Genomic DNA, 23,983 nt, shown 5'->3' with positions numbered 1-23,983 from the left:
GCGCCGGGCCTCAGTACCACTCCAGCAGCGAGATGCCCAGGCCGATGTAGGTGGCCTTGTGGTTGTAGTCGATCAGGCTCTCGCCATAGCCGTGGAAGATCTCGATATGCCCGCGCAGGTTGCGGTCGATCGGGAAGCCCCACGAGGCCTGCAGCGCGCCATGCGACTGGTCGCCGCCGCGCAGCGAATGCCGGCCCATCAGCGAGAACTCGTGGCCATCGTGGCTATAGGTCAGCGTGGCGTCGCCGCGGCCCATGTAGTTCTCGATGTCCGGATTGTCGTCGTCGTGGCCCTCCGGGATGCGGTACCACGGCCGCACCACCAGCGCCCAGTTGTCGCGGTCGAAGCCGATCATGCCGATCACCCGGTTCCAGCTGCGCGAGAGCGGGTCGCCGCGGCCGTTGGACTGGTGGTTGAGGCTCAGCCCGGCCAGGCGGCCGTGCCAGTCGCCGAGCGCGTAGTTGGTGCGGAACACCATCATCACTTCCGGCTCGTAGTTGGTCTCGCGGAACGGGCGCGAGGCCTCGCTGTTGTAGGTCTGCCAGCGCGAGCTCTGCGTATAGCCGCCCCAGATGTCGCCGTTGTCGCCGAACAGGTTCTCCACGAACTTGGTCTTGAAGCTCAGCTGGAACTTGGTCTCGATGCTCTGCAGGTCCTGCGCCACGGTCACCGTGTTGTCCGGGTTGGGCGAGGAGGGCATCTCGTTCTTCTTCGACGTCCAGAACGCCGGCAGCAGGTACACCGGCTTGTAGGCGCGCATCTGGAACACGCCCAGCTTGGAGGCGGCCGCCAGCTCCCAGCGCGAGTCCAGCAGCGAGCCCTTGCCGGCATTGGCCAGCACCGCGTCGTAGTCGTCGTCGGCGTACATCGAGCCGCCGCGGCGCTTGGCCTTGGCGCTGCTGGCGTCCAGATCCTTCTGCTCCTTGGCGATGCTGGCCGCCGCATCGGCCTGCGCGGTGCTGGGCGCCACGCGCTTGATCGCCGTGTCGTAGCAGGCCAGGCGCTGGGCGTCGACGGTGATCAGACCGCAGGCCTCGACCGAGGCCGGGGTGATGGTGGTGGTGCCGTCCTGGGCAGCCGCCGCGCCAGGCGCGGCGGCAACGCACAGCAGGGACAAGAGTCGGGGCAGGGGGTGCGGGCGGCTCATAGCTGTGACCTGATGGGAAGGATGAGGGTTTCGAACAGTTTCTCCCGCAGCGGCCGCGTGCGCCAGCGCTGCAGGGAATAAGGCGTGGCCTTGGCCAGATCGCTCTCGTACAGCGCCGTCATGCGTTCGGCCAGCGCCGGGTCGTAGACGTTGAGGCTGGCCTCGTCGTTGAGCCGGAACGAGCGGATGTCGAAGTTGGTCGAGCCCACCGACACCAGCAGGCCATCGACGATCAGCAGCTTGGTGTGCAGCATCGTCGGCTGGTACTCGCTGATCTGGATGCCGGCTTCCAGCAGCGGCCCCCAGCTGGCCCGCGAGGCCAGCCGCACCGACAGCGAATCGATATGCGGGCCGGGCAGCAGCACACGGATGGCGACGCCGCGCGCCCGCGCCTCCAGCAGCGAACGGGTGATCAGCGCATCGGGGACGAAGTACGCCGCGGCCAGGTCGATCGTGCGCGTGGCCGCGGCGATGGCCAGCAGATACATCAGGTGCATGCTCTCGCTGCCGCCGGAAGGCGAGGCCAGGAACAGCTGCGCCGGACTCTCGCCGACGGGATCCAGCGGCGGGTAGAAGGCCTCGCCATCCAGCACCCGGCCGGTGGACTTGATCCAGTTGTCGTTGAAGGCCGTCTGCACCTGCGCCACCACCGGGCCTTCGATGCGGTAGTGGGTATCGCGCCAGTGCTCCGGATCCTGCGCCTGTCCCAGCCACTGGTCGGCCACGCCGACCCCGCCGGTGAAGCCGATGCGGCCATCGATCACCAGCAGCTTGCGATGGGTGCGGTTGTTGATGCGCTGCAGGTTGTACCAGACCAGCGGGCGGTAGCGATGGACCTCCACGCCGGCCTGTTCCATCTCCTCGACCAGGCGCCGGTCCATCTTCAGGCTGCCGCCCCAGTCGATGGTCACCTTGACCTGCACGCCTTGCCGGGCGCGCTCGGCAAGCGCCTGACTGAACTCGCGTCCGATCCGGCCCGACCAATAGATATAGGTCTCGAAGGTGATGGTCCGCCGGGCGCCGGCGATGGCGTCCAGCATCGCCGGGAAGATCTCGTGCCCGTTGTTGAGCACCTCGATGCGGTTGCCCGGGGTGATGGCCGGACCGAGCAGCACGGACATCTCGCGCATGAACTGCGGATCGCCCACAGCATGGCGATGCGGCGGCACGTGCTCGAGTTTTTTCTCCGGCGTGGCGAAGTTCAGCGCGAGCAGCACCACCACCAGCGTCAGCACCACCGCTGCCGCGATCATCCAGGTCATGCGACCGACATCCCCAATCCCCGCAGGCCGCCTTGGGCCCAATGCGGCGGGATTCTGGCAAAGCCGCCTTCACGCGTTGCGTGAAGGCGTTGGGACCTTCCGGGAGATCGAGGGCAGGCCTAGTAGAACCAGGCGATCAGGAACACCGCCAGCATGGCGAAGGCCAAGCCCACCTTGAGCACCACGCCCACCACCAGCCCGACCCAGGTCGCCAGCCCGACCTTGCCGGCCTGGCGCAGCTCGCGCCCGTGGATCAGCTCACCCACCAGCGCGCCGGCGAAGGGCCCGACCAGCAGTCCCAGCGGCATGAAGAACAGGCCCAGCACCGTGCCGATCACCGAGCCGATGATGGCCAGGCGACTGGCGCCGACCCGCTGCGCGCCCATTGCGGTGGACAGCACGTCCACGGCCAGCGACAGCGCGGTGAGCAGGCCCAGCACGGTCAGCGTGACCCAGCCGACCTGCTCGAATCCGCCGGCCCATGCCGCAAGCAGCATGCCGGCGAAGGCCAGCGGAAGTCCCGGAAGTACCGGCAGCACCACGCCGAGCACGCCGCCCAGGATCATGAGCGCCGCCAAGACGTACATCACCGTCTGTAATTCCACTTATTTTTCCTTTAGGAACATGGGGTTATGAATTTATGAACGTGCGTTGAAGGGCGTTGCTTTTTCATATTGGCCGCGCTACTGTCAAGCCGCTGCGTTTGCCAAGGTCACCGTGAATCGTGGCCTGATGCGGTAGATCCAAAGATCCGCTACATCGTCGTACCTCGGCTCCTCCTTGCAACCAGCCGCCCGACCCGGCGTACCCAACCCCTGTTCCAAGGAGATCCGCAATGGCAGACCGCGAAACCGGAACCGTGAAATGGTTCAACGATGCGAAGGGTTTTGGCTTCATCAGTCGTGAGAATGGCGAGGACGTGTTCGTGCACTTCCGTGCCATCCAGACGCAGGGCTTCAAGAGCCTCAAGGAAGGCCAGAAGGTGACCTTCACCGTCGTCCAGGGCCAGAAGGGCCTGCAGGCCGACGCTGTCCAGCCTGTCTGAGCCCGCGCGGGTCGTTCCCCCGCGGCCAGGCGCAAACGAAAAAGCCCGGCGAAAGCCGGGCTTTTTCGTACCTGCCATTCGGCTGCCGAAAGCTCAGCGGATCACCACACGGCCGTTGACCACGCGCACGTAGGTGTTCTCGGTCACGCCGCCAAGGTCGCGCTGGTTGATCACGATGGTGCGGCCATCGTCCATGCGCACGGTCACGTCATAGGTATCGCCGGTGACGCGGTCCTGGATCGCGTTGCCGGCCAGCGCGCCGCCCACCGCACCGGCGACGGCGGCCACATTCTTGTTGCCCTTGCTGCCGCCGGTCTCCTTGGAGATCTCGCGGCCGGCGACCGCGCCGACGATGCCGCCCAGCACCGCACCGGTGCCGGTGGGCGCGCTGCGGTTGGAGGAGACCGGATCGATGCGGGTGACGATGCCGCAGTCGGCGCAGTAGCGCGACGAGGCGGGCGGATAGGAGGAGGAACCGCGGTAATCATCGCGGTAGCCATAGTTCGGGCTGGTGGTGGCGCAGCCCGCCAGGGTCAGCGCGCCAGCGCTCATCAGGACGAGAGTTTTGAACTGCATCGGATGACTCCTTCGCCCCGCGGGCGTGCCAGGTGGGATGCGGCCAGCGCCGCGTGCCCGGCATCGTGTTGTCATCGCCATGAACGCGGCATCAATTGAAACCGCTTGCCACGCGCCCGCCCGAAGGCCTCATCAGACGCCGTTCATCCTCCGCCGCCGATCAGTGCGCGAAGTCGTCGTGGCAGGCCTTGCAGGCCTCGCCGATGCGCGCGACCACGGCCTTGGTGTCCGGGCAGCCGACCGGCGGCGCTGACAGCGCGCCGTCCAGCGTCGCCCGCAGCTGACCGGCGTGGGTCACGAACCTGGAGTCTTCGGCCAGATCGGGGAACGCCGTCTCCAGATCGTTGCTGACCGCGCGCAGCGTCTGCAGCCGGGGCAGGGCGTCGCTGGCCGTGCAGCGGTTGGCCGCCAGATTCGCCTTGAGCACATCGGTCTGCTTGGCCATCACGTGCATCACGCTGTGCGGGAACGGATCCTGCCGCGCCTGCAGCGCGCGCATGCCCATCACCGTGATCACCCCGCCGACCAGCAGGCCGAGCAGGAACAGGAACAGGAAACGGGATGCTTGGCTGGCCACGGGGCGTGCTCCTTGGGACGGTGTGATCGATGGTACGACGGCCGAAGCCGCGCTCCTACAATAGCGGCATGAACGCCGCCGCCTCGCCAACTGTCAGCCCTGTCACCACCCTGTGGAAGGAACGCTTCGCCGGCGTGGACCGCCTCTATGGCGTCGGCGCGGTCGAACGCCTGTCCCGGCGCGCGGTCGCGGTGATCGGCATGGGCGGGGTCGGCTCGTGGGTGGTCGAGGCGCTGGCACGCAGCGGCGTGGGCAGGCTGGTGCTGATCGATGCCGACGACATCTGCCTGTCCAATACCAACCGCCAGCTGCCGGCGCTGGACGGGCAGTACGGCCGCAACAAGGTCGTGGTGATGGCCGAACGCTGCCGCGCGATCAATCCGGAGATCCAGCTGGAGGTCGTCGAGTCGTTCCTGACCTCCTCCAACCTGGAGGCGCTGCTGGGCCAGCCGCTGGACCTGGTGATCGATGCCTGCGACAGCTTCCGCACCAAGGTCGAGACCATCGCCTGGTGCCGCCGCCGCAAGTTGCCGATGATCACCGTGGGCTCGGCCGGCGGGCGAACCGACGCGACCCAGGTCCGCGTGCGCGATCTCTCGCGCACCGAGCACGATGCGATGCTGGCGCTGGTGCGCAAGAAGCTGCGCGCCGAGTTCAACTTTCCGCGCAACCCGCAGCGCTACTTCGGCGTGTCGGCGATCTACTCCCTGCAGAACGTCCAGTACCCGCAGGCCGATGGCAGCGTCTGCGGCCTGCGGCCGGTGCTCGGCGCCGAGGCGGCCTTGAAACTGGACTGCGGCGCCGGCCTGGGCGCGGCCACCCATGTCACCGGCACCTTCGCCTTCGCCGCCGCGGGCCGGGCCCTGGAACTGCTGCTCAAGCCGCGCAAGGAAGCAGCGCCCGCCACGACGTAGGCGGATGCCATCTTCCCCACCGGTGGCCGGGACATCGTGAAGCTAAGCGGGAACCGTGAGCCTAGGGCGCCGGCACTTGGGACCCTGGGCAGGGCTCAGTCCCGAAGTCCGAACAGCCGCGTGGCGTTCTCGGAAGTGACCCGCGCGATCTCTTCATACGGCTGGCCGCGCAGCTCGGCGATCACCTCGCACACGCGCGTCAGGCGCGCCGGCTCGTTGCGCTGTCCGCGGTGTTCGGCATCGGGCTGATCGGGCGCATCGGTTTCCAGCAGCAGATGCTCCAGCGGCATGCGCGCGGCCAGGCGGCGCAGGCGCTGGGCGCGGTCGTATGTCACCGGTCCGCCGAGGCCGATCATGAAGCCGTTGTCCCACAGCTGCCGGGCCTGTTCCTCGCTGCCGGCATAGCTGTGCACCACGCCACGCAGCCCGCCGACCTTGCGGACCGCCACGATCACAGCCTCCACCGCGCGCCGCGCATGCACGATCAGCGGCAGGTCGAACTCCCGCGCCAGCGCCAACTGGCCCTCGAAGTAAATCTGCTGCGTCTGGTGGTCCAATCCCTCGACGAAGAAATCCAGCCCGCACTCACCGATGGCCACAGGGCGCTCGCGCTCGATCCATTCGCGCAGCAGATCCAGATGCTCCGGCGCATGGGCCTGCAGGAACATCGGATGCAGGCCGTAAGCCGGGTACAGCCCCGCGTGCTGATTGCACAGCCTGCGCAGCGCCGGCCAGCCAGCCGCATCGATCGCCGGGACGACCTGGCGTCGCACGCCGACCGCCAAGGCACGGGCGATGACTGCGTCTCGATCGGCGTCGAACTCTGCGGCGTCGAGGTGGCAGTGGCTGTCGGTCAGCACGCGATCAGCGTGCCGAGCGCGGCCGGGTGTCCAGCGACGGCTGGGCGCGGCGGTCCTTCCAGTTGGCCAGCAACAGCGTGCCCAGGCCCAGCAGGATCTCGTCGACGAACGGGATGAAGTCCGGCACCGCCAGGTCCACGACGAACAGCAGCGCGGTGAGCTTGAACAGGGTGGGGTGGCGCAGCCGGCGCGCCCAGCGCAGCAGCGGGGAAACGAGAGGGCTTGGCATGACGGCCTCGCAGCGATCTGGATCTGGAAACGCTAACACGGCCCCGCCTGGCATGGCGTTTAGCCGCTAGCGGGGTTCGGCTGTGTCGTTCGGTGCCTTGTTCAGCTTCATGCGACAACAATCCAGGCCAACACAGTGCGGGCAAGGCCCGTGATGGAGAGTCGTCATGAAGAACACCACCACCCTGATCCTGGTCGGCGCTGGGGCGCTGCTGTTCGGCGGCGTTGCCACTGCGGCTTACATGAACCACCGGAGTTCGGCGGAGACCTTCGCCACCGCGCCGCAGGGCGAGCTGGCGGCGACCACGCCGCTGGAGAACGGCGATGCCTTGCCGGCCAGCGCGGTGCCCACGGGCACGCAGGTCGATTACGCCGATATCGTCAATGTCGTGCCGATCACGCAGAAGGGCACGCTGTACGCCACGGTGATCGGCACCGACCCGGTGCGCGAGACCACCACGACAACCACCCCGCGTGAGGTCTGTGAGGACGTGGTCGTCAACGACCGTCTGCCCGAGCGCGACGGCAATGTCGGCGGCACCGTCGTCGGTGCGCTGGTCGGCGGCCTGGTCGGCCACCAGATCGGCGGCGGTCACGGTCGCGACCTGGCGACCGCCGCCGGCGCGGTGGCCGGCGGCTTCGCCGGTAACCGCATCGACCGCAACCACGTCGGCGGCCGCGTCGTGCAGCGCACCGAGCGCCAGTGCCATACCGAGAACGCCACGTCCGAGTCCTCGCGCGTGACCGGCTACAACGTGACCTATCGCAATCCGGATGGCACCACCGGCACCATGCGCATGGACCAGAAGCCCGGCAGCCGCATCGCCATGGGCAAGTCCAGCGAGGTCACCGGCTACAACGTGACCTACCGCTACGATGGCGCCGAGAAGACCGTGCGCCTGGACCGCAAGCCCGACTCGGACCGCCTGCCCGTGATCGACGGCCGCGTGGTCACCCAGACCGCCGCGCTGGATTCCAGCCCGCGCGGCTGAGTTTCCGCGAAGACAAGACAACAGTGATGAAGAAGATGCCGGCGCAAGCCGGCATCTTCTTTTGGGGGTGCCTGTTTCCCCGAGGACCAAGAGGTGGGGCTCGCCACGCAAGTCTCTTCTGGCAAGCGCATGCGTGACGCCGCGCCTGGCTGATGGAGGTTGGGGGGCGAAGGCAGCTGTCGGTATCGCACACCACAGCGAGCGCCCGGCACAATGTCGACGGGCCGACCCGCGGGGAGCAGTGATGACGATCAAGGTATATGGCATGTCCTCTTCGGGCAATTGCCACAAGGTGCGCATGGCGCTGACGCTGCTGCAGCGTCCGTGCGATTGGGTCGAGGTGGACAGCGCGGCCGGTCAGACGCGCACGCCGGAGTTCCTGGCCAAGAACGCCAATGGGCGCGTGCCGATCCTCGAGCGCGAGGACGGGCAGGTGCTGGCCGAGTCCAACGCGATCCTGTGCTGGCTGGCCGAGGGCAGCGCCTTGATGCCGGCCGATCCCTGGCAGCGGGCGCAGGTGCTGGCGTGGATGTTCTTCGAGCAGTACAGCCACGAGCCCTATGTGGCCGTGGCGCGCTTCATCTGTGGCTGGATCCCGCCGGACTCGCCGCGCCACGCGGATCTGCCGCGGCTGCGCGAGCGCGCCGCCGATGCGCTGGCGGTGATGGAGCGTCACCTGCAGGCGCAGGCCTGGTTCGGCGCGGAGACGATGTCGATCGCCGATCTGGCGCTGTTCGCCTACACGCACTGCGCCGACGACGGCGGTGTGTCGCTGGAGGCCTTCCCGCAGGTGCGCGCCTGGCTGGCCAGGATGCTGGCCGTCGATGGCATCACGCCGATGCCCAATCCGCCGCTGCTCGCCCACGCCTGAGCGAGGGCGTTGCCTCAGCGTGCCAGGCCGTCGAGCAGGACGCGCTGAGCCAGGTGCTGGTCGCCGCTGTACAGGTCGGTGGCAGGGAGCTCCAGCGGCAGGATCGCCAGTACCGGGCCGGGGGCGCGATGGCTGGCGCAGACCACCTGGCCGACTTCGCGCTCGGCGTCCGCGACCGGCGCCCCGGCCTGCAGCAGGGTGTCGCTCTCCAGCAGCGCCAGGCCGCGCTTGGCCTTGCCGAGGAAATGCGTGCGGGCCACGATCTCCTGGCCGGGATAGCAGCCCTTCTTGACGCTGAAAGCGCGCAGGCGCTCCAGCGAGAGCTGCTGTGGCGTCCATTGTTCGCGCTGGCTGGCCTCCAGGCGCGGCAGGCCGTGCGCCAGATCCAGGTCGCGCCAGCGCTCCAGCGCGGCCGCATCCGCTTCGCCTGCGGCCTTGCCCAGCAGCAACGTGCGCGGCTGGTGGGCGCTACCGACATCCATCGCGATGCCGGCGTCGTCCTGGGCGAGCAGGGCGCCTTGCGCGTTCGTCGAGGCGGCGAACAGCCCCTGGGCATGCAGGTCGGACATGGAGACGACGACCTTCTTGCGGAATACGAAGCGCTTGAGCGCGGTGGCCAGCTCAATGGCCGGCACATCGGGCACGACCAGCACCAGTCGGTCCGTGGCCAGACGCAGCACGGCGAAAACGGCGATCACCCGGCCCTTGGGCGTCAGCCAAGCGTTCCACTGCCAGCGACCGTCCTCCAGCGCATGCAGATCGTTGGCGAACTGCGCCTGCGCGAACGCCACCGCATCCGGCCCCTCCAGACCGACCACGCCGTGGTCGGGGAGGGCAAAGGCCCGTTCACTGGGATTTGCGTGGTTGTCAGTCAAGATCGTGAGGATTAACATTTTGTGCGTTGCGAGACTCACATGATAGGCCAAACCCCTCCCACCCCCGTCCCCGAGCCTGAAACGCAGAAGCCCGAACAGGCTCCCGCGCAGAAGGAGATCGGCGGCCGCGACGGCCCCGAGCCGACCCGCTACGGGGACTGGGAAAAGAACGGGCGCTGCATCGACTTCTGAAAGTCGAATCCACGGCGCCTTCCAGCCAACGCGGCCTTTCCCGACCGCCCAGCCGAGACTAAGAGCCAATCCAATGGCGACACGTCAACGTCCGCTTTCCCCGCACCTGCAGGTGTATCGCTGGCAGATCCAGATGGCCACGTCCATCCTGCATCGCGCCACCGGCGTCATCCTGTCCCTCGGCGCATTGCTGATCGCCGCCGCGCTGGTCGCGCTGGCCTCCGGCCCCGATGCCTGGACCTGGATCTCCGCCCAGGCGAGCACCTGGTACGGGCTGGTCTTCCTGTTCCTGTGGACCTGGGCCTTCACCTATCACCTGCTCAACGGCATCCGCCACCTGGCGCAGGACGGCGGCCTGGGCTATGCGGTCTCGGCCTTCGTGCGCAACGGCTGGCTGGTCAGCGCCGGTAGCCTGGTCCTGGCGCTGCTGGTCTGGGGTGGCGTGCTGGCCAAGGGAGGTGTGGCATGAGCTTCCGCAACCCGCTCAAGCAGGCCAAGGGCCTGGGCTCGGCGCACGCCGGCCTGCATCACTGGGTGGTGCAGCGCTACACGGCCGTGGCCCTGATCTTCCTCGGGCTGTGGTTCGTCTATTTCGTGGTCGGCCTGATCCATGCTGACTACCTGGCCGCCACCGACGCCATCGCCCGGCCCTGGAACGCCACGCTGCTGGTGGCCTTCCTGGTGGCGATGTTCTGGCACGCGCAGCTGGGCCTGCAGGTGATCCTGGAGGATTACGTGCACACCCCGCTGACCGCCTTCGTGTCGCAGCTGCTGGTCCGCTTCGTCTGCTTCCTCGGTGCGCTGGCCAGCGTGTTCGCCGTGGTCCGCATCGCCTTGGGGAACTAACGCCACCATGTCTTCCGCATACAAGATCACCGAACACAAGTACGACATGGTCGTGGTCGGCGCCGGCGGCGCGGGCCTGCGCGCCACCTTCGGCCTGGCGGCCAAGGGCCTGTCCACGGTCTGCCTGACCAAGGTGTTCCCGACCCGTTCGCACACCGTCGCCGCGCAGGGCGGCATCTCCGCCGCGCTCGGCAACATGGGCGAGGACGACTGGCGCTACCACTTCTACGACACCATCAAGGGCTCGGACTGGCTGGGCGACCAGGACGCCATCGAGTACATGGTGCGCGAGGCGATCCCGGCGATCATCGAGCTGGAGCACTACGGCGTGCCGTTCTCGCGCACCGAGGCGGGCAAGATCTACCAGCGTCCGTTCGGCGGCATGACCACCAAGTACGGCGAAGGCCCGGCGGCGCAGCGCACCTGCGCGGCGGCCGACCGCACCGGCCACGCCATGCTGCACACGCTCTACCAGCAGTCGCTGGCGCACAACGCGCGCTTCATGATCGAGTACTTCGCGCTCGACCTGATCTTCGACGAGGAGGGCGTGTGCCGCGGCGTGCTGGCCCTGGACATGGCCGAGGGCACGCTGCACCTGTTCCGCGCCCATGGCGTGGTGCTGGCCACCGGCGGCTACGGCCGCGCGTACTTCAGCGCCACCTCGGCCCACACCTGCACCGGCGACGGCGGCGGTCTGGCCATGCGCGCCGGCTTGCCGATGCAGGACATGGAGTTCGTGCAGTTCCACCCGACCGGCATCTACGGCGCGGGCTGCCTGATCACCGAGGGCGTGCGCGGCGAAGGCGGCATCCTGCGCAATTCCAGTGGCGAGCGCTTCATGGAGCGCTATGCCCCGCACTACAAGGATCTGGCCTCGCGCGACGTCGTGGCGCGCTCGATGACCATCGAGATCCGCGAAGGCCGCGGCGTGGGCGAGCACAAGGACCACATCCTGCTCGACCTGACCCACCTGGGCCCGGAAGTCATCCACGAGAAGCTGCCCGGCATCGCCGAGAGCGCGCGCATCTTCGCCGGCGTGGACGTGTCCAAGGAGCCGATCCCGGTGCTGCCGACCGTGCACTACAACATGGGCGGTATCCCGACCAACTACCACGGCGAAGTGGTGCGCAAGGTCGGCGACGATCCCGATGCGGTGGTGCCCGGCCTGTACGCCATCGGCGAGGCGGCCTGCGTGTCGGTGCATGGCGCCAACCGCCTGGGGTCCAACTCGCTGCTGGACCTGGTGGTGTTCGGTCGCGCGGTGGCCAACCGCTGCGCCGAGACCATCCAGCCCAACCAGCCGCACAAGACCCTGCCGTCTGACGCCTGCGACAAGGCGCTGGGCCTGCTGGACAAGCTGCGCCACGCCAATGGCGACACGCCGACCTCGGTCATCCGCGACAACATGCAGCGCACGATGCAGGCCGACGCGGCGGTGTTCCGCACCAGCAAGACGCTGGCCGAGGGCTGCGAGAAGATGGCCAAGGTGTTCGACAGCTTCCAGGACGTGAAGGTCTCCGACCGTTCGCTGGTGTGGAACTCGGACCTGATCGAGACCTACGAGCTCAACAACCTGCTGCTCAACGCGGTGGCAACGATCAACTCGGCCGAACAGCGCCACGAGAGCCGCGGCGCGCATGCGCACGAGGACTACCCCGAGCGCGACGACGTCAACTGGCAGAAGCACACGCTGGTCAGCGTCGACGAGCAGGGCAAGTGCAGCTTCGACTACCGCCCGGTGCACATGTACACGCTCAGCAAGGATGTTGACGTGGTTCCGCCCAAGCCGCGCGTTTACTGACCAGAGCCGGGATTCGGGATTGGTGATTCGGGATTCGAGAACGCTTCGGCTCCTGCTTTCAACCCATCCCCAATCCCTAATCCCCAATCCCGGATTTTAAAGCCATGGCTGAGTTTGCACTCCCCAAGAATTCCAAGATCGGCAAGGGCAAGCACTTCCCCGCCAAGGGCGCCAAGAACACGCGCACCTTCAAGATCTACCGCTGGAGTCCGGACGACGACCAGAACCCGCGCACCGACACCTATGAGGTGGATCTGGACAAGTGCGGCCCGATGGTTCTGGACGCGCTGATCAAGATCAAGAACGAGATCGACCCGACGCTGACCTTCCGCCGCTCCTGCCGCGAGGGCATCTGCGGCTCGTGCGCGATGAACATCAGCGGCACCAACACGCTGGCCTGCACCAAGGCCATCGAGGACTGCGGCCGCGGCGAGGTGCCGATCTATCCGCTGCCGCACATGGACGTGGTCAAGGACCTGGTGCCGGACCTGACCCACTTCTACGCCCAGTACGCCTCGATCAAGCCCTGGCTGCGCACGCAGAGCCCGGCGCCGGACCGCGAGCGCCTGCAGTCGCCGGAGGACCGCAAGAAGATCGACGGCCTGTACGAGTGCATCCTGTGCGCGTGCTGCTCGACCAGCTGCCCGAGCTACTGGTGGAACGGCGAGCGCTACCTGGGCCCGGCGATCCTGCTGCAGGCCTACCGCTGGATCATCGACTCGCGCGATGAGGACACCGGTGCGCGCCTGGACGATCTGGAAGATCCGTTCAAGCTCTACCGCTGCCACACCATCATGAACTGCGCGCGCACCTGCCCGAAGGGTCTGAACCCGGCCAAGGCGATCGCCGAGATCAAGAAGCTGATGCTGGCCCGCGCGGCCTGATCGCTTCGACTGCTGTACGCACGGCGCCCTCCGATGGAGGGCGTTTTGCTTTCCACGAACTGGACACGCCCATGAGCGACGCGAGCGACCCCACCTTCGACCCGGTGATCAAGCGCCTGCGCTGGCGCAGCCGGCGCGGCATGCGCGAGCTGGACCAGCTGTTCGAGCGCTACCTGGACCACGCCTGGCAGGACGATTCCGAGGACCAACGGGCGGTTTTCCTAGCGCTGCTCGAATGCGAGGACGATAAGCTCTGGCGCTGGTTCATGGGCTACGAGGACTGCCCCGATGCCGCGCTCGCCCAGCTCATGGAACGCATCCGCCAGCTGCCGGCTTGAGTGGCGCCCCTCGCGCCTGCTGGGCGCGATGCTGGCGCTCATCGGCGTGCTTGCCGTCTGCGCGGTCCTGGCCAGCGCCCTGCCGGGCTGGGGGATCGCGTTGCTCGGGCCGTGCAGCGCGGCGCAGGCGAGCGTGTCGTTGCGGCGCTATCTGCGGCGGCCATCGTGCCTGCTGGTCTTCCCCGGCGGCGACGCCGCGCCCACGCTGGATGGCGTAACGCTGACGCGCTGCCAGGTGCAGTGGCGCGGACCGCTGGCGTTTTTGGCCTGGCGCGACGCCACCGGCCGGCGCGGTCACTTGGTCTGGTGGCCCGATACGCTGGAGGGCGCGCGCACGACGTGAACTGCGTCTGGCCGCCGACGGGCTGGCCATTTCCGCGCGCGGCGCGGCGATGGCACCATAGCGCACCGCCAGGCCCGCGACGGCCTGGTTCACCTCACCGCAGGCCGCAATGTTCAAACCCATCCCGGTCGCCATCGGCCTGCGCTATCTGCGCGCCAAGCGACGCAACGGTTTCATCTCCTTCATCTCGATGGCCTCGATCATCGGCATCGCGCTGGGCGTGATGGTGCTGATCACCACGCTGTCGGTGATGAGCGGCTTCCAGCGCGAGATCCGCGACCGCCTGCTGCAGATGACCGCGCACGCCACCGTGTCCTCGACTGGCGAGCCTATGCGGGACTGGCAGACGGCGGTGAAGCTGGCGATGGAGGACCCGCGGGTGGCGGGGGCGGCGCCGTATGTGGATGGCGAGGGCCTGATCGCCGGCAACGCGACGCAGAACATGCCGGCGGTGGTGCGCGGCATCGTGCCCGACCAGGAAGCGCACGTTTCGGTCCTGGCCAAGAAGATGGACCAGGGCTCGGTCGATTCGCTGCAGCCGGGTAAGTTCAACATCCTGCTGGGCAGCGAGCTGGCGCAATGGTTGAACGTGCGCGTGGGCGACAAGGTCAACGTGCTGACCAGCGACGTGCAGAGCACGATCGTCGGCGCCCTGCCGCAGACCAAGCGCTTCACCGTCACCGGCATCTTCACCGTCGGCTACAACGACATCGACAAGGGCATGGCCTTCGTCGACATGCAGGACCTGCAGCGGCTCAAGCGCATGGGCGACGGCGTCACCGGCGTGCGCCTGATGCTGCACGACATGGACCAGGCGTCCGATGTGGCGCGCGACCTGGCCATGCGCCTGCAGCAAGTGAATCCCTATCCATACCGCATCAGCGACTGGACCAGCGACAACGCCAACCTCTACCAGTCGTTGAAGATGGAGAAGACGGTGATGGGCGTGCTGCTGTCGCTGATCATCCTCATGGGCGCCTTCACCCTGGTCAATTCGCAGGTCATGCTGGTGACCGACAAGCAGGCCGACATCGCCATCCTGCGCACGCTGGGCCTGACCCCGCGCGGGGTGATGCAGGTGTTCATGGTGCAGGGCTCGCTGATCGGCGTGATCGGCACCGTGGTCGGCGTGATCAGCGGCATCGTGCTGACCATGAACCTGGAGCGCATCCTGGAGCTGATCGAGCACACCTTCCACGTGGTCCTGCTGCCCTCGGACGTGTACTACATCACCGGCCTGCCGTATGTGCTCAACCCGCACGAGATCGTGGTGATCGCCCTGGTCGCGCTGACCATGAGTTTCCTGGCCACGCTGTATCCGGCCTGGCGCGCGGCGCGCACCGACCCGGCCGAGGCCCTGCGCTATGAGTAAGCCGATGCAAGACAGCAGCGTGATCCGCGCGCAGGCGCTGGCCAAGACCTATGCCGAGGGCAAGATGAAGACGCCGGTCTTCGACGGCCTGGATCTGGACGTGCAGGCCGGCGAGACCGTGGCCATCGTCGGCGCCTCAGGCGCCGGCAAGAGCACGCTGCTGCACCTGCTGGGCGGCCTGGATACGCCGACCTCGGGCGAGGTCTTCGTCGCCGGGCAGAAGATGTCGGGCCTGTCCAATGCGGCGCGCGGCAAGCTGCGCAACCGGGCGCTGGGCTTCGTCTACCAGTTCCATCACCTGCTGCCCGAGTTCACCGCACTGGAGAACGTGATGATGCCGGTGGCGCTGGGCGGCGGCGACCTGAGCGAGGCGCGCCAGCGTGCGACCACGCTGCTCGAACACGTCGGCCTGGGCCATCGCCTGGAGCACAAGCCGGGCGAACTCTCCGGTGGCGAGCGCCAGCGCGCGGCCGTGGCCCGGGCGCTAGTCAACAACCCCGGCTGCGTGCTGGGCGACGAGCCCACCGGCAACCTGGACGACAAGACCGCCGAGACCGTGTTCTCGCTGATGCTGGACCTCAACCGCGCTCAGCGCACCAGCCTGGTCCTGGTGACCCACGACCGCGGCCTGGCCGCCCGCCTGGACCGCACGCTGGAGCTGCACCAGGGCAAGCTGCGTCCGATCGCGCTCTGAGTCCGAAACGCACGCAACGAAAAAAGCCCGCCGATGGCGGGCTTTTTCTTTGTCTCAAAGCTGGTTGAAACCTCGCTTGTTCTACAGCGCCTGTCCGTTAACGACGGTCAACAAGTGCACCGGAGATTGCAGCGCCAGCGACTGTCCATCGCGCAGACCCACCGGATCGAAGGACTGCTCAGCCTCGGCAAGCCAAGGAATCGGCGTGCGGATGATGGTCGGAAGTTCCTGCCATCCGTTGATGGGGGATTTGGACTCGCCCAGCCAGAACGTCACCGGAAGGATCAAGGTGGCATCGGCGACATCGCCGAACTCGACATTGGCTGGCGTGAATTGCCATTTCCTGGCGGCTTCGATGGAGGCCTTGCCGAAGGCCTTGGCCCATTGCGCGCTCTGCTTCGGCTTCATGTCGCGATATGGAAACGCGACCTGGGTCGCCATTGCATCCACGACTTGTCCCTGCGCATTGATGCGCACGGCCAGGAGCACGTTGCCCATCACGCCGGCGCGTGCCGCGTCTACGGGATAGCGTGGCGGCTCCATGGATGTCGCGGGCTGTCGGGTCGAATAGAAGCGGACATCGCGTATGTGCAACTGGTAGCCGCTGTCCACCTTAGTCGCCACCAGTGCCAGCTGCATGGAAGTCTTGGCATAGCCGGGCTTGCCGTCGTGCATCACAGGCTCGAACTTCCACTGCCGCACCGACTTCTCGATGAGGTCCTTCAGCGGTGGAGTGACGATGGTGCGGATATCGATCGCGAAGACCTTACCCTGCGGATCGATGCCCAGTTCGCCGGAAACCGGCAGGATCATGTCCGCTGTCTCCGCGGCCGGAACCGCGTCCACAGCCGCAGCCATCCCCGGCGCTGCGCCGGCCAACAGCAGCGCCCAGCCAAGCATCCACTTGTACATACGGCATTCCCCAATGCGTAGACGGGACGACTATAGGACAAGCGCGCATGTGCGGGAATGTCCGCCCGGGTGGCCTCCAGGCGCAGTGGCGGCGAGGAAGGCGTGATGGCAATCAGCACCCCGGCGGCCAGGTTCTAGTGGGGGCGCCCGGCCCATGGCCACCCAGTGAACTTTCCAGTTCCGACCTCGTGGACACGGGCTGCTGGGCGTCAGCGCGGGTTGGTACGCGAAGTCGGCGAGGCCGCGCCAAAGCTGCAAACAAAAAAGGCCTGATTCTCAGGGAAATCCCTTTAAATCAGACCTTTGTCGAACATTTGCGGATGAACGCAAACGGGAAACTTGGTGGAGCCAGGGAGGATCGAACTCCCGACCTCGTCATTGCGAACGACGCTAAACTCATTGAGTATGTAGGATCAGTTCCTTTCGAAACAGCAAGATAGCCGATCTCGCGCAGCTAGATGACGCAAAGTAAGTGGCCAGGAAGCCTCAATGTTTAGCTGTGTGAGGAATTCTTAAGTTGCCGCTTGCAGGCATCCTCGTTGCGCGCGGCGAGTCACTCTAGTGATACTTCCCGTCAACGCCCAAAACGGACCCCGGCGGATGGTATTCCCCATCGGCGCCTAAGAAGTAGCCCGGTGGATAGTATTTACCTTTGACCCCTTGCACACTTCCTTTGGGATGGTACTTGCCATCAAGTCCGAGGAAGTGATCTTTAGGGTGGTAATCCCCATCAAGACCAAGCACCCAGTCCTTTGGATGATACTTTCCGTCGAGTCCTAGCACTTCGACGTTTTTGTGGTACTTGCCATCGAGCCCAAGGACGTAGTCCTTAGCGTGGTACTTACCGTCCATGCCTAGAACTGCTCCGGGCTTATGGTACGTCCCATTGATGCCGAGAACATATCCCTTGGGGTGATATTTGCCGTCAATGCCTTGGAACGAGCCGGGTGCGTGGTATTTGCCGTCCATTCCCAGAAACCAGCCAGTCGGATGGTATTTGCCGTCAAATCCCAAAAACTTCCCTTGCTTTGCCATTTGTCTCTCCATTGGTAACCGCAGGGCAGGGCGAAGCAAGGCAGACAGAGTTGTGCTGTGCTGTCAGCTTGTAAAACCAAAAAACGATCTGGCTGCCGCGACTTTGAGGTGGCAAGGGTGGTGTCCGTTCTCAGACGAACACCACACTACCATCCGCTTTACTGGAGCTTGCTCATTGCGTTAGCGACTGTCGCCTTCATCTGCTCCGGATCGTAGTCTTCGTGGACACGGATCAGGCGCTTACGGGGGATGTCTACGATGGCAACGTCAGCATTGATCTGGCGGGCATCGGCGATGTACTGCGCCAAGTGGAGCAGCGCTACAGCCTGCTGCGTCTTCATCGGCGCGTCCACAACATGGAAGTAGAGGAGAAGCAGTCGGCCATCTGACTTGTTCGACGCCACCAGGTCCTGTCGGGTACTGAGCGTCACGCCTTCGATCGACGTGTTGCAACCCTTGGGGCTTTGCTTGGGGGTAAAGTCTATGTCGTCGTTGGCAGCGACAATCTCTTGGAAGCTTCGGATCAGACCGTGAGCCTTTTCCTTCAAGGCATCCGGGAAATTGGTGACCCGCTGAAAGGCCTCCGCCGTGCTCTTTCCTTCACAGATGTCCTTGGCGCCAAGTTTCAGGCAATTTGTGTACCACAGAGGGAACGACATGCCTTCTTGTCGGTTGCTCTTGGCGTACTTCACCGCCTCTTCGGCCAGCTCTTCCTCGGTGGCTGCAAAGAGCCGGCTTGCCTTACGTACAGTCATTTTAGGTTTCATTGGAACTCCTATGTGGATACATGTAGTAGGGGTTCCGTTCGATCTGTACGTTATAGATGCCTTGGCTCTTTACATGTGGCCTCGTACGTTCTATAATTTTCGGATTGACTTCGGCGTTCAGTTTCGACGGAACCCACTTCTTGCGACTTGCTAGCAAGCCGGCAATCCATTAGCAGTGGATTGCTGGCTTTTCTTCGAGGGTAACAGAGACCTGCAATAAAGATGCCCTCATTTAACATCTTACGAGGTTATCTCTGCCTGTGCAAGAGGTTGCAATTGTGATGTATGTCGTTTGTTCAGGTTACGCCTGGTTATGAATAGCTGCGCCTGGGCTGGATTCAAAGACAGCTCTGCGTGCGTCTAGCGGGCCGGACAGTCAAGCGATGCGGAACTGTGTGAAGGTCCCGGCAATGATTGAGTGCTACTTGCGCGTTAATTGCGGACCGTATGGCCGGCCGTAGGTGTCCGGCCCTGTCACTATGAGTGACGGCGCACCTGAGAGTAATGCTCCGAAAAATGTTTTAAAATCAGCTAGATATGAAGGGCGCTGGTTCGCGCGATGAGCCCGTAAGGCGCCCGTAAGCCGGGCTGGGGCACGCTAGCCGCAGCTGTCGGAAAGCTGGCTGCTTGGCTGCTTGAACGCCCGTCTGTAGGGCGTTAATCCCGCTTGATCGACGACAGGAGTGCAGCCTTCTGGTCGGCATCAAGCTTGGAGTACGCCAGGATCAGCTCTGCCAGGTCGTCGGTTTCCGCGAACAGGTAAGCCACGGGCACATCCAGCGCCTTGGCCAATGCTGCGGCCGAGTCCATGTCCGCCCGGTTGACTTGCTGCTCATAGCGGTTGATCCGCACCGAGCCCTTGTCCTTGGACTGGTCCTTATCCACCAGAGCCCCCAGCGCGCGCTGCGACAGCCCGCGCATCGCACGGGCCTGCTTCAAACGCTTGGCAAAGATGGCGGTAATCGCGTCGGGCGTGGACACGCGGAGGGAACGGTGACTGAACCTGCGAGAGCATGACCTATGTACCCCATCAGTAGAAACCACTACCGTATCGGTAATATCATCACGCGGAGCCAAATCGGCCGCAAGGGGCACTTGGCGACCGCGATGCATGCCAACAACCAAGGGGAATCAATCGCATGAAGCGTTACGTGCTGCTTTGCTTGACGACGATGCTCGCCGGATGTGCTACCCACCCGGTGGACTTGAAGGAAGCCAAGCCGGTCGCGGCTGATCGGATCTTTGCGTTCAAGGAAGGCGATCAAGCCACTACGGGCAAGGTGATCGTGGTCCGGGATCTCGGGCAAATGGCGGGTCTATGCCCCATGGCGTTCTATGTGGACGGAACCTTGGCAGCCCAGTTGTATCGGGGCGAAGCGGTGTCCTTGCAGGTGCCAGCAGGTAGCCACATCCTGGGCGCCGGTCCTGCGGGCAAGGGCACGTGCTCGTGGAACAACGAAGCAGCCCATCGCCGGGAACTCTCGGTCACCATCACGGCGGGGAGCACGTCGAAGATCCGGCTCGGGCTAAACCAAGGGGGCGTGATCGAGATCAGCCCGACTGCCTTCGGAGGTGGCAAGTGAACTTCAAGGCCTTCGGATGGCTGATCTTCACCGTTGGGCTGCTGGGCGGGTTGGCCACGTGGATCAAGTATTCGTCACTGGATCGAGACCAGGCGCGCGCAGGATTCCAAGCGGTGCTGGGCATGGGGACTGTTGACGGCCTCGAGGCTCGCTTGGCAGGGGCGGACGCGAAGGGGCAGCAGCAGCGCTTGCAGCCCTGGATGATCGCCAGCGGTGTTGCGGCAGTGCTGGGGCTATGCGTGGCATTCGCTGCCAGTGGCGAGCCCCGACAAGTTCGGACGTGCCCCAAGTGCGCTGAGTCGATTCAGTTGCATGCGGTGCTATGCAAGCACTGTGGCACCGACCTGACGGCGATCGGTACCGAAGGCACGGACTGGATGGCTCAAGCGGATGAGCGCGCAAACGACCGACCTCATTCGTATCGAGAACTCGCAGCTGCCGCCGAAAGAGCGGAAGCGGCGGCAAAGGGCAAATAGCCCGGACACTGTCGCTTCGACCCACGGGCCCACCCGAGGAACGCGCTAGACATCGCTGTCAGCGCGCTCTTTCTTTTGGTCCGGGGCTATGCGCTTCTTAGCGAGATTACGGGCCCCTGATCTCAGTAATTTCGATCGACGCCAGGGCGTCTGTGGCGCGATCTGGGCCGCGCACGGCGCATGGAAGCTACGGGCGTAGCGTGATTGGCCCGAGTGCCCCATACGCGCACTTGTGCGCCTTGGTGCGATGCGTCGCTACGCAACCTTTGCGGATGATCTGCATCCAGCTGGAAGTCCTAGGACGGTCCGCATTGGCGCTATCCCCAGGCCCCGATGTGGACGTTGCGATCTGAGCACTCCATACAGGGGCAACATGCCGCAAAGTCACTCTCTGCTCTTCTTCAAAGTGTCCATTCGGCCCTGATTGCTGATTTCACTCAGAAGGTTGGGAATGATGTCCCAAAGCCGTGTCCAATGTAGACGCGGAAGGGCGTTGAACACGGTTCGGGTCTTGTCATAAGCCTTGGTGGCTTCTGCGAAGACGCGTTGTCCTTTGCTGGACAACGCAAGTTCTTGCGTGCGTCCATCGACTGTCGAACGGGTACGTTGGACCAGTCGCTTTGCCACCAGTGCGTTCACGGCCACAGTGACCGTGCGCGGGGCAAAGCCGAAGTAGTGCGCGATGTCGCCGTGATGGACTGGACCAGCCGGCGCGCCTGACTCAAGCACCGGCGGGTCGTTGATGAAGCGCAGCAAGCTGTACTGAGAGTACGTCAGTCCATAAGGCTCAAGCCGGCGATCCAGCAGTGCGCGAAGCTCGCGTTCGACGGCAAACAGTCCATCGATTCGATCATCGCGTTTCTTGTTCCGCAGCGCGCGTTTCATGTCCATGGGCGCATGGTACGCCCAGAAAGAATGCTACATCAACTAATTTAAGTGCGGAGAAGCAGCGCCGAAACGCCAATTTCCAGGGCTCTTTCGACAATTCGTACTGTTGGTAAGAAGTGGTTCTATGGTGGAGCCTGATCTACACAATAGGTGTCGCCCCGATGTGCGGGCGACACTGAGTTGAAGATCATGGCAAAGAATGAAATAGCAGCCTTGCAGCGCGTTCGCGCGCTAGAAGATGCACGTAAGCAGCCCGACAAGGCTAAGCGCCTGGAAGCAGAAGCGGCCTTGGTCGGTACGTGGATCGAGCGGCGTCACTTGGAAGCCGAGCCGGAATTGCAGCAACAGGCTTGGATCGGATATCGCTACATGACGCCCTTGCAGCGCACCGAACTGTTCGTCAAGGCATATCACGAAGCCTATATCGAGTGGTACGCCAGGCAGTTCCCGGAAGCAGATACCGGCAAGAAGCGTCCGATCAACGTTCTGTTCCCGGCAAACAGTCCTGGTGAGATGAGCGCTTTGTGGCGTGCACGGCAGCAGGCCGATGTTGTGGGTTTGCCCTACGACGTGCATTTGGATGCGATCTTGGGAGGGCATCTGATCAACGACAAGTGGCAGCGACCCCCTCGTCCGAATCAGCTGTACGGCAAGCTGGCGCTGCCTCGGACGCGCGACCTGCTCACTACGGAACTGATCGCTGAACGGCTGTACGCGGAAGACTGGGATCCCAGGTTCTTCGCGGGGCAGTACCAGCACGATGCGGTGCAGAATGCGGCTATTCAGATGTTGCAACAGGTCGTCGTAGCTGCGGAAGATCCGGCCCGGACCCTTGGGAAGTACCTTTGCGAGCGTCACGCGTTGACGCAGCGCAAAGCGGTCGCGGTGTTCGGCCCGCAACTGGTGCGTGAGGCGCTGCTTGGAGCCTCTGGTGTGCCCATTGAGCATGGTGCAAAAGAGCGCCGTCTGATGGTGCCGGGGTGTTTCGGCTACATCAGCCTGCGTGACGACGCGTCGTGCCAGGTGTGCCCGGTGTCTGAGCAGTGCGCGGTGTTTTCCGAACGCGTGCGGGCCACGGTCGTGCGTACCACCGGCAGTGAGGATCCCCGCAAGGCATGGAGGCAGGTCAAGGCGCGAGCACGGCAGCAGCGTCACCGGGACAAGGTGAAGCGTCAGGAAAAGATCGTGGAGCTGGACGCGCTGGTGGAAGCGGAACGCAAATTTGGTGAGGATTGGTAGGGCAAAACTGTAGTCCGGAAGCGTTACGTGCGGCGTAACGCTTCCCATAAAAGCTATACCTAACTACATACATCAACTAGTAACCTTAAAAGCTTACGGCGAACGTAACGCTTCCGGGGCTTAAAGATGCCGTGTCCCTTCGGTGCTCCGGGCCTTCGGCCCTTCGCACCTTGGTCCCCGTGTGCGCGCCCCTTCGGGGACGCGCAGGAGAATAGTGTTCCGGAGTTAGAAGGAGGGAAGCCCTTGGGACGAAATTTCATTGCTTTCAGTACCGGAGTTAGCTTCCGGGTTCCCATGCCGGATTCCGTGTTGCTTCGGCACCCTTGCGGGCGCCTCTACAACGACCTGTAAGCGTCACTGTTGCGTTCCTGTGGTTCTTGCTACGGATTTGTCGCCTATCGTCTGGAGCCGCGGCCACGCGCTTCTGCCGCGCTTCTAGGCATGAAGCGATCTGGACAGTCTAACTTCATGTGTGACCGCGTTGGAAGCACATGTAAACTCCAAGCTGAAATCGCGGGATCTGTATGCTAGCCAGAGCCGCACGGCTGCGATTCTAAGCAGGTAAAGGGCGTGCCTGTGTATCTATGAAGTTCTATGCAGTGTGTTGGCACTACAATGGCATCTTGAATTAGTCTCCCTAGGGAAGGAGAGGGCTTTGCGACCAAAGATGGGTCTGCCAGCTACGTGTGGTGTGCGCTGCTGCCTTTTTTGTACGCAGGCTTGTTAGACCAACCCAACTATCTTAATATCGAGTCGTATCAAGGTGTGGCCTACTATGGCGCGCTATGTAAGTCCTTCGAACTAAATCGATGATGCAACAATAATATTACATGTGTTTGGGTCGTTACCCCGCCTTAAGGAAAGAAATGGACGTCACTAAAGCATCGTTAATCACTATCGAGTTTGAAGCATTTTATGATTTGTTGGCGAAGAAAACGGCCAATCCAATTTCTGAGGAAGAGGTTCCGGAAATGCTGCGTACTGCGATTCAGTCAGGAACCAAGGTGCTCCTCACTGATGTTCATGGCGGCGATTCATTGGAATTAAAAATTTGCGCTGATGGGAAGTTTGTTTACGAGCCAAGGCCATAAAATCAGCTCAAACAGACGCAGTCTCGTGATTCTGTCTGTTCAACAATTCGATGTCCGTTTATGGCCGCAGGATACCTATCAATTCATAGGATTAGGCGTTGGGGTCAGAGAGCAATAGAGACAGTACACAGCATTAGACGGCATTGAGGCTGCCGCCGCTCATGACATCCCATAC

General features: G+C 64.2%; 30 protein-coding genes. 17 read left to right on the top strand and 13 right to left on the bottom strand.

The window, feature by feature from the left end; genetic code table 11:
- Window positions 1-10: 10 nt before the first annotated feature.
- The 3 genes from QE438_RS06305 to QE438_RS06295 form a co-directional block, all read right to left on the bottom strand.
- Window positions 11-1,147: a phospholipase A gene (locus QE438_RS06305; RefSeq protein WP_286574647.1), complete on the bottom strand. Its 1,137-nt coding sequence runs from the start codon at window positions 1,145-1,147 to the stop codon at window positions 11-13.
- Window positions 1,144-2,409: a phospholipase D-like domain-containing protein gene (locus QE438_RS06300; RefSeq protein WP_306991702.1), complete on the bottom strand. Its 1,266-nt coding sequence runs from the start codon at window positions 2,407-2,409 to the stop codon at window positions 1,144-1,146. The genes QE438_RS06305 and QE438_RS06300 overlap by 4 nt, the downstream gene beginning before the upstream one ends.
- Window positions 2,410-2,528: 119 nt before the next feature.
- The gene (locus QE438_RS06295; protein WP_306991704.1) at window positions 2,529-3,014 is read right to left on the bottom strand and encodes a DUF456 domain-containing protein; all 486 of its coding nucleotides are present in this window, start codon (window positions 3,012-3,014) and stop codon (window positions 2,529-2,531) included.
- Window positions 3,015-3,244: 230 nt separating this feature from the next.
- On the opposite strand from QE438_RS06295, the gene QE438_RS06290 reads away from it, so the two are divergent.
- The gene (locus QE438_RS06290) at window positions 3,245-3,454 is read left to right on the top strand and encodes a cold-shock protein (protein ID WP_130518035.1); all 210 of its coding nucleotides are present in this window, start codon (window positions 3,245-3,247) and stop codon (window positions 3,452-3,454) included.
- A gap of 93 nt (window positions 3,455-3,547) precedes the next feature.
- Here the strand turns inward: QE438_RS06290 and QE438_RS06285 are convergent, their stop codons facing one another.
- Window positions 3,548-4,030, bottom strand: a complete 483-nt coding sequence (locus QE438_RS06285) for a glycine zipper 2TM domain-containing protein (RefSeq protein WP_306991707.1) — start codon at window positions 4,028-4,030, stop codon at window positions 3,548-3,550.
- Between the two features lie 160 nt (window positions 4,031-4,190).
- Complete coding sequence (locus QE438_RS06280) at window positions 4,191-4,607, bottom strand: hypothetical protein (RefSeq protein ID WP_130518039.1); 417 nt, start codon at window positions 4,605-4,607, stop codon at window positions 4,191-4,193.
- Between the two features lie 68 nt (window positions 4,608-4,675).
- Between QE438_RS06280 and QE438_RS06275 the strand changes: the two genes are divergently transcribed.
- Window positions 4,676-5,521, top strand: a complete 846-nt coding sequence (locus tag QE438_RS06275) for a tRNA threonylcarbamoyladenosine dehydratase (RefSeq protein ID WP_306991709.1) — start codon at window positions 4,676-4,678, stop codon at window positions 5,519-5,521.
- Between the two features lie 95 nt (window positions 5,522-5,616).
- Here QE438_RS06275 and QE438_RS06270 read toward each other — a convergent pair whose 3' ends face one another.
- Both QE438_RS06270 and QE438_RS06265 read right to left on the bottom strand, forming a co-directional pair.
- Complete coding sequence (locus QE438_RS06270; protein WP_306991711.1) at window positions 5,617-6,381, bottom strand: TatD family hydrolase; 765 nt, start codon at window positions 6,379-6,381, stop codon at window positions 5,617-5,619.
- Between the two features lie 4 nt (window positions 6,382-6,385).
- Window positions 6,386-6,610: a DUF6116 family protein gene (locus QE438_RS06265; RefSeq protein WP_130522698.1), complete on the bottom strand. Its 225-nt coding sequence runs from the start codon at window positions 6,608-6,610 to the stop codon at window positions 6,386-6,388.
- Between the two features lie 166 nt (window positions 6,611-6,776).
- On the opposite strand from QE438_RS06265, the gene QE438_RS06260 reads away from it, so the two are divergent.
- Together QE438_RS06260 and QE438_RS06255 are read left to right on the top strand one after the other, a co-directional pair.
- Window positions 6,777-7,601, top strand: a complete 825-nt coding sequence (locus QE438_RS06260; protein ID WP_130518045.1) for a glycine zipper 2TM domain-containing protein — start codon at window positions 6,777-6,779, stop codon at window positions 7,599-7,601.
- Between the two features lie 244 nt (window positions 7,602-7,845).
- On the top strand, window positions 7,846-8,472 hold the full coding sequence (locus QE438_RS06255) for a glutathione S-transferase family protein (RefSeq protein ID WP_306991714.1): 627 nt from the start codon (window positions 7,846-7,848) through the stop codon (window positions 8,470-8,472).
- A gap of 14 nt (window positions 8,473-8,486) precedes the next feature.
- On the opposite strand, the gene QE438_RS06250 is transcribed toward QE438_RS06255, so the two are convergent.
- On the bottom strand, window positions 8,487-9,365 hold the full coding sequence (locus QE438_RS06250) for a folate-binding protein (RefSeq protein ID WP_306991716.1): 879 nt from the start codon (window positions 9,363-9,365) through the stop codon (window positions 8,487-8,489).
- Window positions 9,366-9,386: 21 nt separating this feature from the next.
- Between QE438_RS06250 and QE438_RS06245 the strand changes: the two genes are divergently transcribed.
- The 9 genes from QE438_RS06245 to lolD all read left to right on the top strand — a co-directional run bounded on the left by QE438_RS06245 (window position 9,387) and on the right by lolD (window position 15,817).
- Window positions 9,387-9,539, top strand: coding sequence for a DUF1674 domain-containing protein (locus tag QE438_RS06245; protein WP_130518053.1), 153 nt, complete (start codon window positions 9,387-9,389; stop codon window positions 9,537-9,539).
- 73 nt (window positions 9,540-9,612) lie between these two features.
- Window positions 9,613-10,008 carry a succinate dehydrogenase, cytochrome b556 subunit gene (gene sdhC / locus QE438_RS06240; protein ID WP_130518055.1) on the top strand — a complete coding sequence of 132 codons (396 nt, stop codon included), beginning with the start codon at window positions 9,613-9,615 and terminating at the stop codon, window positions 10,006-10,008.
- Complete coding sequence (gene sdhD / locus QE438_RS06235; RefSeq protein ID WP_130518057.1) at window positions 10,005-10,385, top strand: succinate dehydrogenase, hydrophobic membrane anchor protein; 381 nt, start codon at window positions 10,005-10,007, stop codon at window positions 10,383-10,385. The genes sdhC and sdhD overlap by 4 nt, the downstream gene beginning before the upstream one ends.
- Window positions 10,386-10,392: 7 nt before the next feature.
- The gene (gene sdhA / locus QE438_RS06230) at window positions 10,393-12,186 is read left to right on the top strand and encodes a succinate dehydrogenase flavoprotein subunit (protein ID WP_130532072.1); all 1,794 of its coding nucleotides are present in this window, start codon (window positions 10,393-10,395) and stop codon (window positions 12,184-12,186) included.
- Window positions 12,187-12,290: 104 nt separating this feature from the next.
- Complete coding sequence (locus QE438_RS06225; RefSeq protein ID WP_130518061.1) at window positions 12,291-13,070, top strand: succinate dehydrogenase iron-sulfur subunit; 780 nt, start codon at window positions 12,291-12,293, stop codon at window positions 13,068-13,070.
- Window positions 13,071-13,141: 71 nt separating this feature from the next.
- Window positions 13,142-13,408 (top strand): succinate dehydrogenase assembly factor 2, encoded by a 267-nt coding sequence (locus QE438_RS06220; RefSeq protein WP_306991721.1) that lies wholly within the window; start codon window positions 13,142-13,144, stop codon window positions 13,406-13,408.
- Between the two features lie 28 nt (window positions 13,409-13,436).
- Window positions 13,437-13,751 (top strand): hypothetical protein, encoded by a 315-nt coding sequence (locus tag QE438_RS06215; RefSeq protein WP_309732829.1) that lies wholly within the window; start codon window positions 13,437-13,439, stop codon window positions 13,749-13,751.
- A gap of 109 nt (window positions 13,752-13,860) precedes the next feature.
- On the top strand, window positions 13,861-15,123 hold the full coding sequence (locus tag QE438_RS06210; RefSeq protein WP_130518067.1) for a lipoprotein-releasing ABC transporter permease subunit: 1,263 nt from the start codon (window positions 13,861-13,863) through the stop codon (window positions 15,121-15,123).
- Entirely contained in the window at window positions 15,116-15,817 is a 702-nt protein-coding gene (gene lolD / locus QE438_RS06205; RefSeq protein WP_130518069.1) for a lipoprotein-releasing ABC transporter ATP-binding protein LolD, read from the top strand. Before QE438_RS06210 ends, lolD begins: the two co-directional genes overlap by 8 nt.
- Window positions 15,818-15,898: 81 nt before the next feature.
- On the opposite strand, the gene QE438_RS06200 is transcribed toward lolD, so the two are convergent.
- The 4 genes from QE438_RS06200 to QE438_RS06185 form a co-directional block, all read right to left on the bottom strand.
- Window positions 15,899-16,729, bottom strand: a complete 831-nt coding sequence (locus tag QE438_RS06200; protein ID WP_306991725.1) for a hypothetical protein — start codon at window positions 16,727-16,729, stop codon at window positions 15,899-15,901.
- 558 nt (window positions 16,730-17,287) lie between these two features.
- Window positions 17,288-17,764, bottom strand: a complete 477-nt coding sequence (locus QE438_RS06195; RefSeq protein WP_306991728.1) for a hypothetical protein — start codon at window positions 17,762-17,764, stop codon at window positions 17,288-17,290.
- Between the two features lie 158 nt (window positions 17,765-17,922).
- Window positions 17,923-18,519 carry a hypothetical protein gene (locus QE438_RS06190; protein ID WP_307183993.1) on the bottom strand — a complete coding sequence of 199 codons (597 nt, stop codon included), beginning with the start codon at window positions 18,517-18,519 and terminating at the stop codon, window positions 17,923-17,925.
- Between the two features lie 669 nt (window positions 18,520-19,188).
- Window positions 19,189-19,512 carry a helix-turn-helix transcriptional regulator gene (locus QE438_RS06185; RefSeq protein ID WP_306991732.1) on the bottom strand — a complete coding sequence of 108 codons (324 nt, stop codon included), beginning with the start codon at window positions 19,510-19,512 and terminating at the stop codon, window positions 19,189-19,191.
- A 158-nt stretch (window positions 19,513-19,670) separates the two neighbouring features.
- Between QE438_RS06185 and QE438_RS06180 the strand changes: the two genes are divergently transcribed.
- On the top strand, window positions 19,671-20,114 hold the full coding sequence (locus QE438_RS06180) for a hypothetical protein (protein ID WP_306991734.1): 444 nt from the start codon (window positions 19,671-19,673) through the stop codon (window positions 20,112-20,114).
- Complete coding sequence (locus QE438_RS06175; protein WP_306991735.1) at window positions 20,111-20,590, top strand: hypothetical protein; 480 nt, start codon at window positions 20,111-20,113, stop codon at window positions 20,588-20,590. The genes QE438_RS06180 and QE438_RS06175 overlap by 4 nt, the downstream gene beginning before the upstream one ends.
- Window positions 20,591-20,974: 384 nt before the next feature.
- Here QE438_RS06175 and QE438_RS06170 read toward each other — a convergent pair whose 3' ends face one another.
- Entirely contained in the window at window positions 20,975-21,481 is a 507-nt protein-coding gene (locus QE438_RS06170; protein WP_306991738.1) for a MarR family transcriptional regulator, read from the bottom strand.
- Window positions 21,482-21,667: 186 nt separating this feature from the next.
- Between QE438_RS06170 and QE438_RS06165 the strand changes: the two genes are divergently transcribed.
- Both QE438_RS06165 and QE438_RS06160 read left to right on the top strand, forming a co-directional pair.
- Window positions 21,668-22,717 (top strand): hypothetical protein, encoded by a 1,050-nt coding sequence (locus QE438_RS06165; protein WP_306991740.1) that lies wholly within the window; start codon window positions 21,668-21,670, stop codon window positions 22,715-22,717.
- Window positions 22,718-23,583: 866 nt separating this feature from the next.
- Window positions 23,584-23,808 (top strand): hypothetical protein, encoded by a 225-nt coding sequence (locus QE438_RS06160; RefSeq protein ID WP_306991743.1) that lies wholly within the window; start codon window positions 23,584-23,586, stop codon window positions 23,806-23,808.
- Window positions 23,809-23,983: the final 175 nt, after the last annotated feature.

It is taken from the genome of Pseudoxanthomonas sp. SORGH_AS_0997 (genome assembly GCF_031453535.1).
GTDB lineage: Bacteria > Pseudomonadota > Gammaproteobacteria > Xanthomonadales > Xanthomonadaceae > Pseudoxanthomonas_A > Pseudoxanthomonas_A winnipegensis.
This window is presented reverse-complemented; position numbering and strand designations above follow the sequence as displayed.

Excerpts from the sequence above, each read along its gene's own strand:
- QE438_RS06305 (WP_286574647.1), bottom strand. The coding sequence starts at position 1,147 with ATGAGCCGCCCGCACCCCCTGCCCCGACTCTTGTCCCTGCTGTGCGTT.
- QE438_RS06300 (WP_306991702.1), bottom strand. The coding sequence starts at position 2,409 with ATGACCTGGATGATCGCGGCAGCGGTGGTGCTGACGCTGGTGGTGGTG.
- QE438_RS06290 (WP_130518035.1), top strand. The coding sequence starts at position 3,245 with ATGGCAGACCGCGAAACCGGAACCGTGAAATGGTTCAACGATGCGAAG.
- QE438_RS06285 (WP_306991707.1), bottom strand. The coding sequence starts at position 4,030 with ATGCAGTTCAAAACTCTCGTCCTGATGAGCGCTGGCGCGCTGACCCTG.
- QE438_RS06275 (WP_306991709.1), top strand. The coding sequence starts at position 4,676 with ATGAACGCCGCCGCCTCGCCAACTGTCAGCCCTGTCACCACCCTGTGG.
- QE438_RS06265 (WP_130522698.1), bottom strand. The coding sequence starts at position 6,610 with ATGCCAAGCCCTCTCGTTTCCCCGCTGCTGCGCTGGGCGCGCCGGCTG.
- QE438_RS06260 (WP_130518045.1), top strand. The coding sequence starts at position 6,777 with ATGAAGAACACCACCACCCTGATCCTGGTCGGCGCTGGGGCGCTGCTG.
- QE438_RS06255 (WP_306991714.1), top strand. The coding sequence starts at position 7,846 with ATGACGATCAAGGTATATGGCATGTCCTCTTCGGGCAATTGCCACAAG.
- QE438_RS06250 (WP_306991716.1), bottom strand. The coding sequence starts at position 9,365 with ATGTTAATCCTCACGATCTTGACTGACAACCACGCAAATCCCAGTGAA.
- QE438_RS06245 (WP_130518053.1), top strand. The coding sequence starts at position 9,387 with ATGATAGGCCAAACCCCTCCCACCCCCGTCCCCGAGCCTGAAACGCAG.
- sdhC (WP_130518055.1), top strand. The coding sequence starts at position 9,613 with ATGGCGACACGTCAACGTCCGCTTTCCCCGCACCTGCAGGTGTATCGC.
- sdhD (WP_130518057.1), top strand. The coding sequence starts at position 10,005 with ATGAGCTTCCGCAACCCGCTCAAGCAGGCCAAGGGCCTGGGCTCGGCG.
- sdhA (WP_130532072.1), top strand. The coding sequence starts at position 10,393 with ATGTCTTCCGCATACAAGATCACCGAACACAAGTACGACATGGTCGTG.
- QE438_RS06225 (WP_130518061.1), top strand. The coding sequence starts at position 12,291 with ATGGCTGAGTTTGCACTCCCCAAGAATTCCAAGATCGGCAAGGGCAAG.
- QE438_RS06220 (WP_306991721.1), top strand. The coding sequence starts at position 13,142 with ATGAGCGACGCGAGCGACCCCACCTTCGACCCGGTGATCAAGCGCCTG.
- QE438_RS06215 (WP_309732829.1), top strand. The coding sequence starts at position 13,437 with ATGCTGGCGCTCATCGGCGTGCTTGCCGTCTGCGCGGTCCTGGCCAGC.
- QE438_RS06210 (WP_130518067.1), top strand. The coding sequence starts at position 13,861 with ATGTTCAAACCCATCCCGGTCGCCATCGGCCTGCGCTATCTGCGCGCC.
- lolD (WP_130518069.1), top strand. The coding sequence starts at position 15,116 with ATGAGTAAGCCGATGCAAGACAGCAGCGTGATCCGCGCGCAGGCGCTG.
- QE438_RS06200 (WP_306991725.1), bottom strand. The coding sequence starts at position 16,729 with ATGTACAAGTGGATGCTTGGCTGGGCGCTGCTGTTGGCCGGCGCAGCG.
- QE438_RS06195 (WP_306991728.1), bottom strand. The coding sequence starts at position 17,764 with ATGGCAAAGCAAGGGAAGTTTTTGGGATTTGACGGCAAATACCATCCG.
- QE438_RS06190 (WP_307183993.1), bottom strand. The coding sequence starts at position 18,519 with ATGACTGTACGTAAGGCAAGCCGGCTCTTTGCAGCCACCGAGGAAGAG.
- QE438_RS06180 (WP_306991734.1), top strand. The coding sequence starts at position 19,671 with ATGAAGCGTTACGTGCTGCTTTGCTTGACGACGATGCTCGCCGGATGT.
- QE438_RS06170 (WP_306991738.1), bottom strand. The coding sequence starts at position 21,481 with ATGGACATGAAACGCGCGCTGCGGAACAAGAAACGCGATGATCGAATC.
- QE438_RS06165 (WP_306991740.1), top strand. The coding sequence starts at position 21,668 with ATGGCAAAGAATGAAATAGCAGCCTTGCAGCGCGTTCGCGCGCTAGAA.
- QE438_RS06160 (WP_306991743.1), top strand. The coding sequence starts at position 23,584 with ATGGACGTCACTAAAGCATCGTTAATCACTATCGAGTTTGAAGCATTT.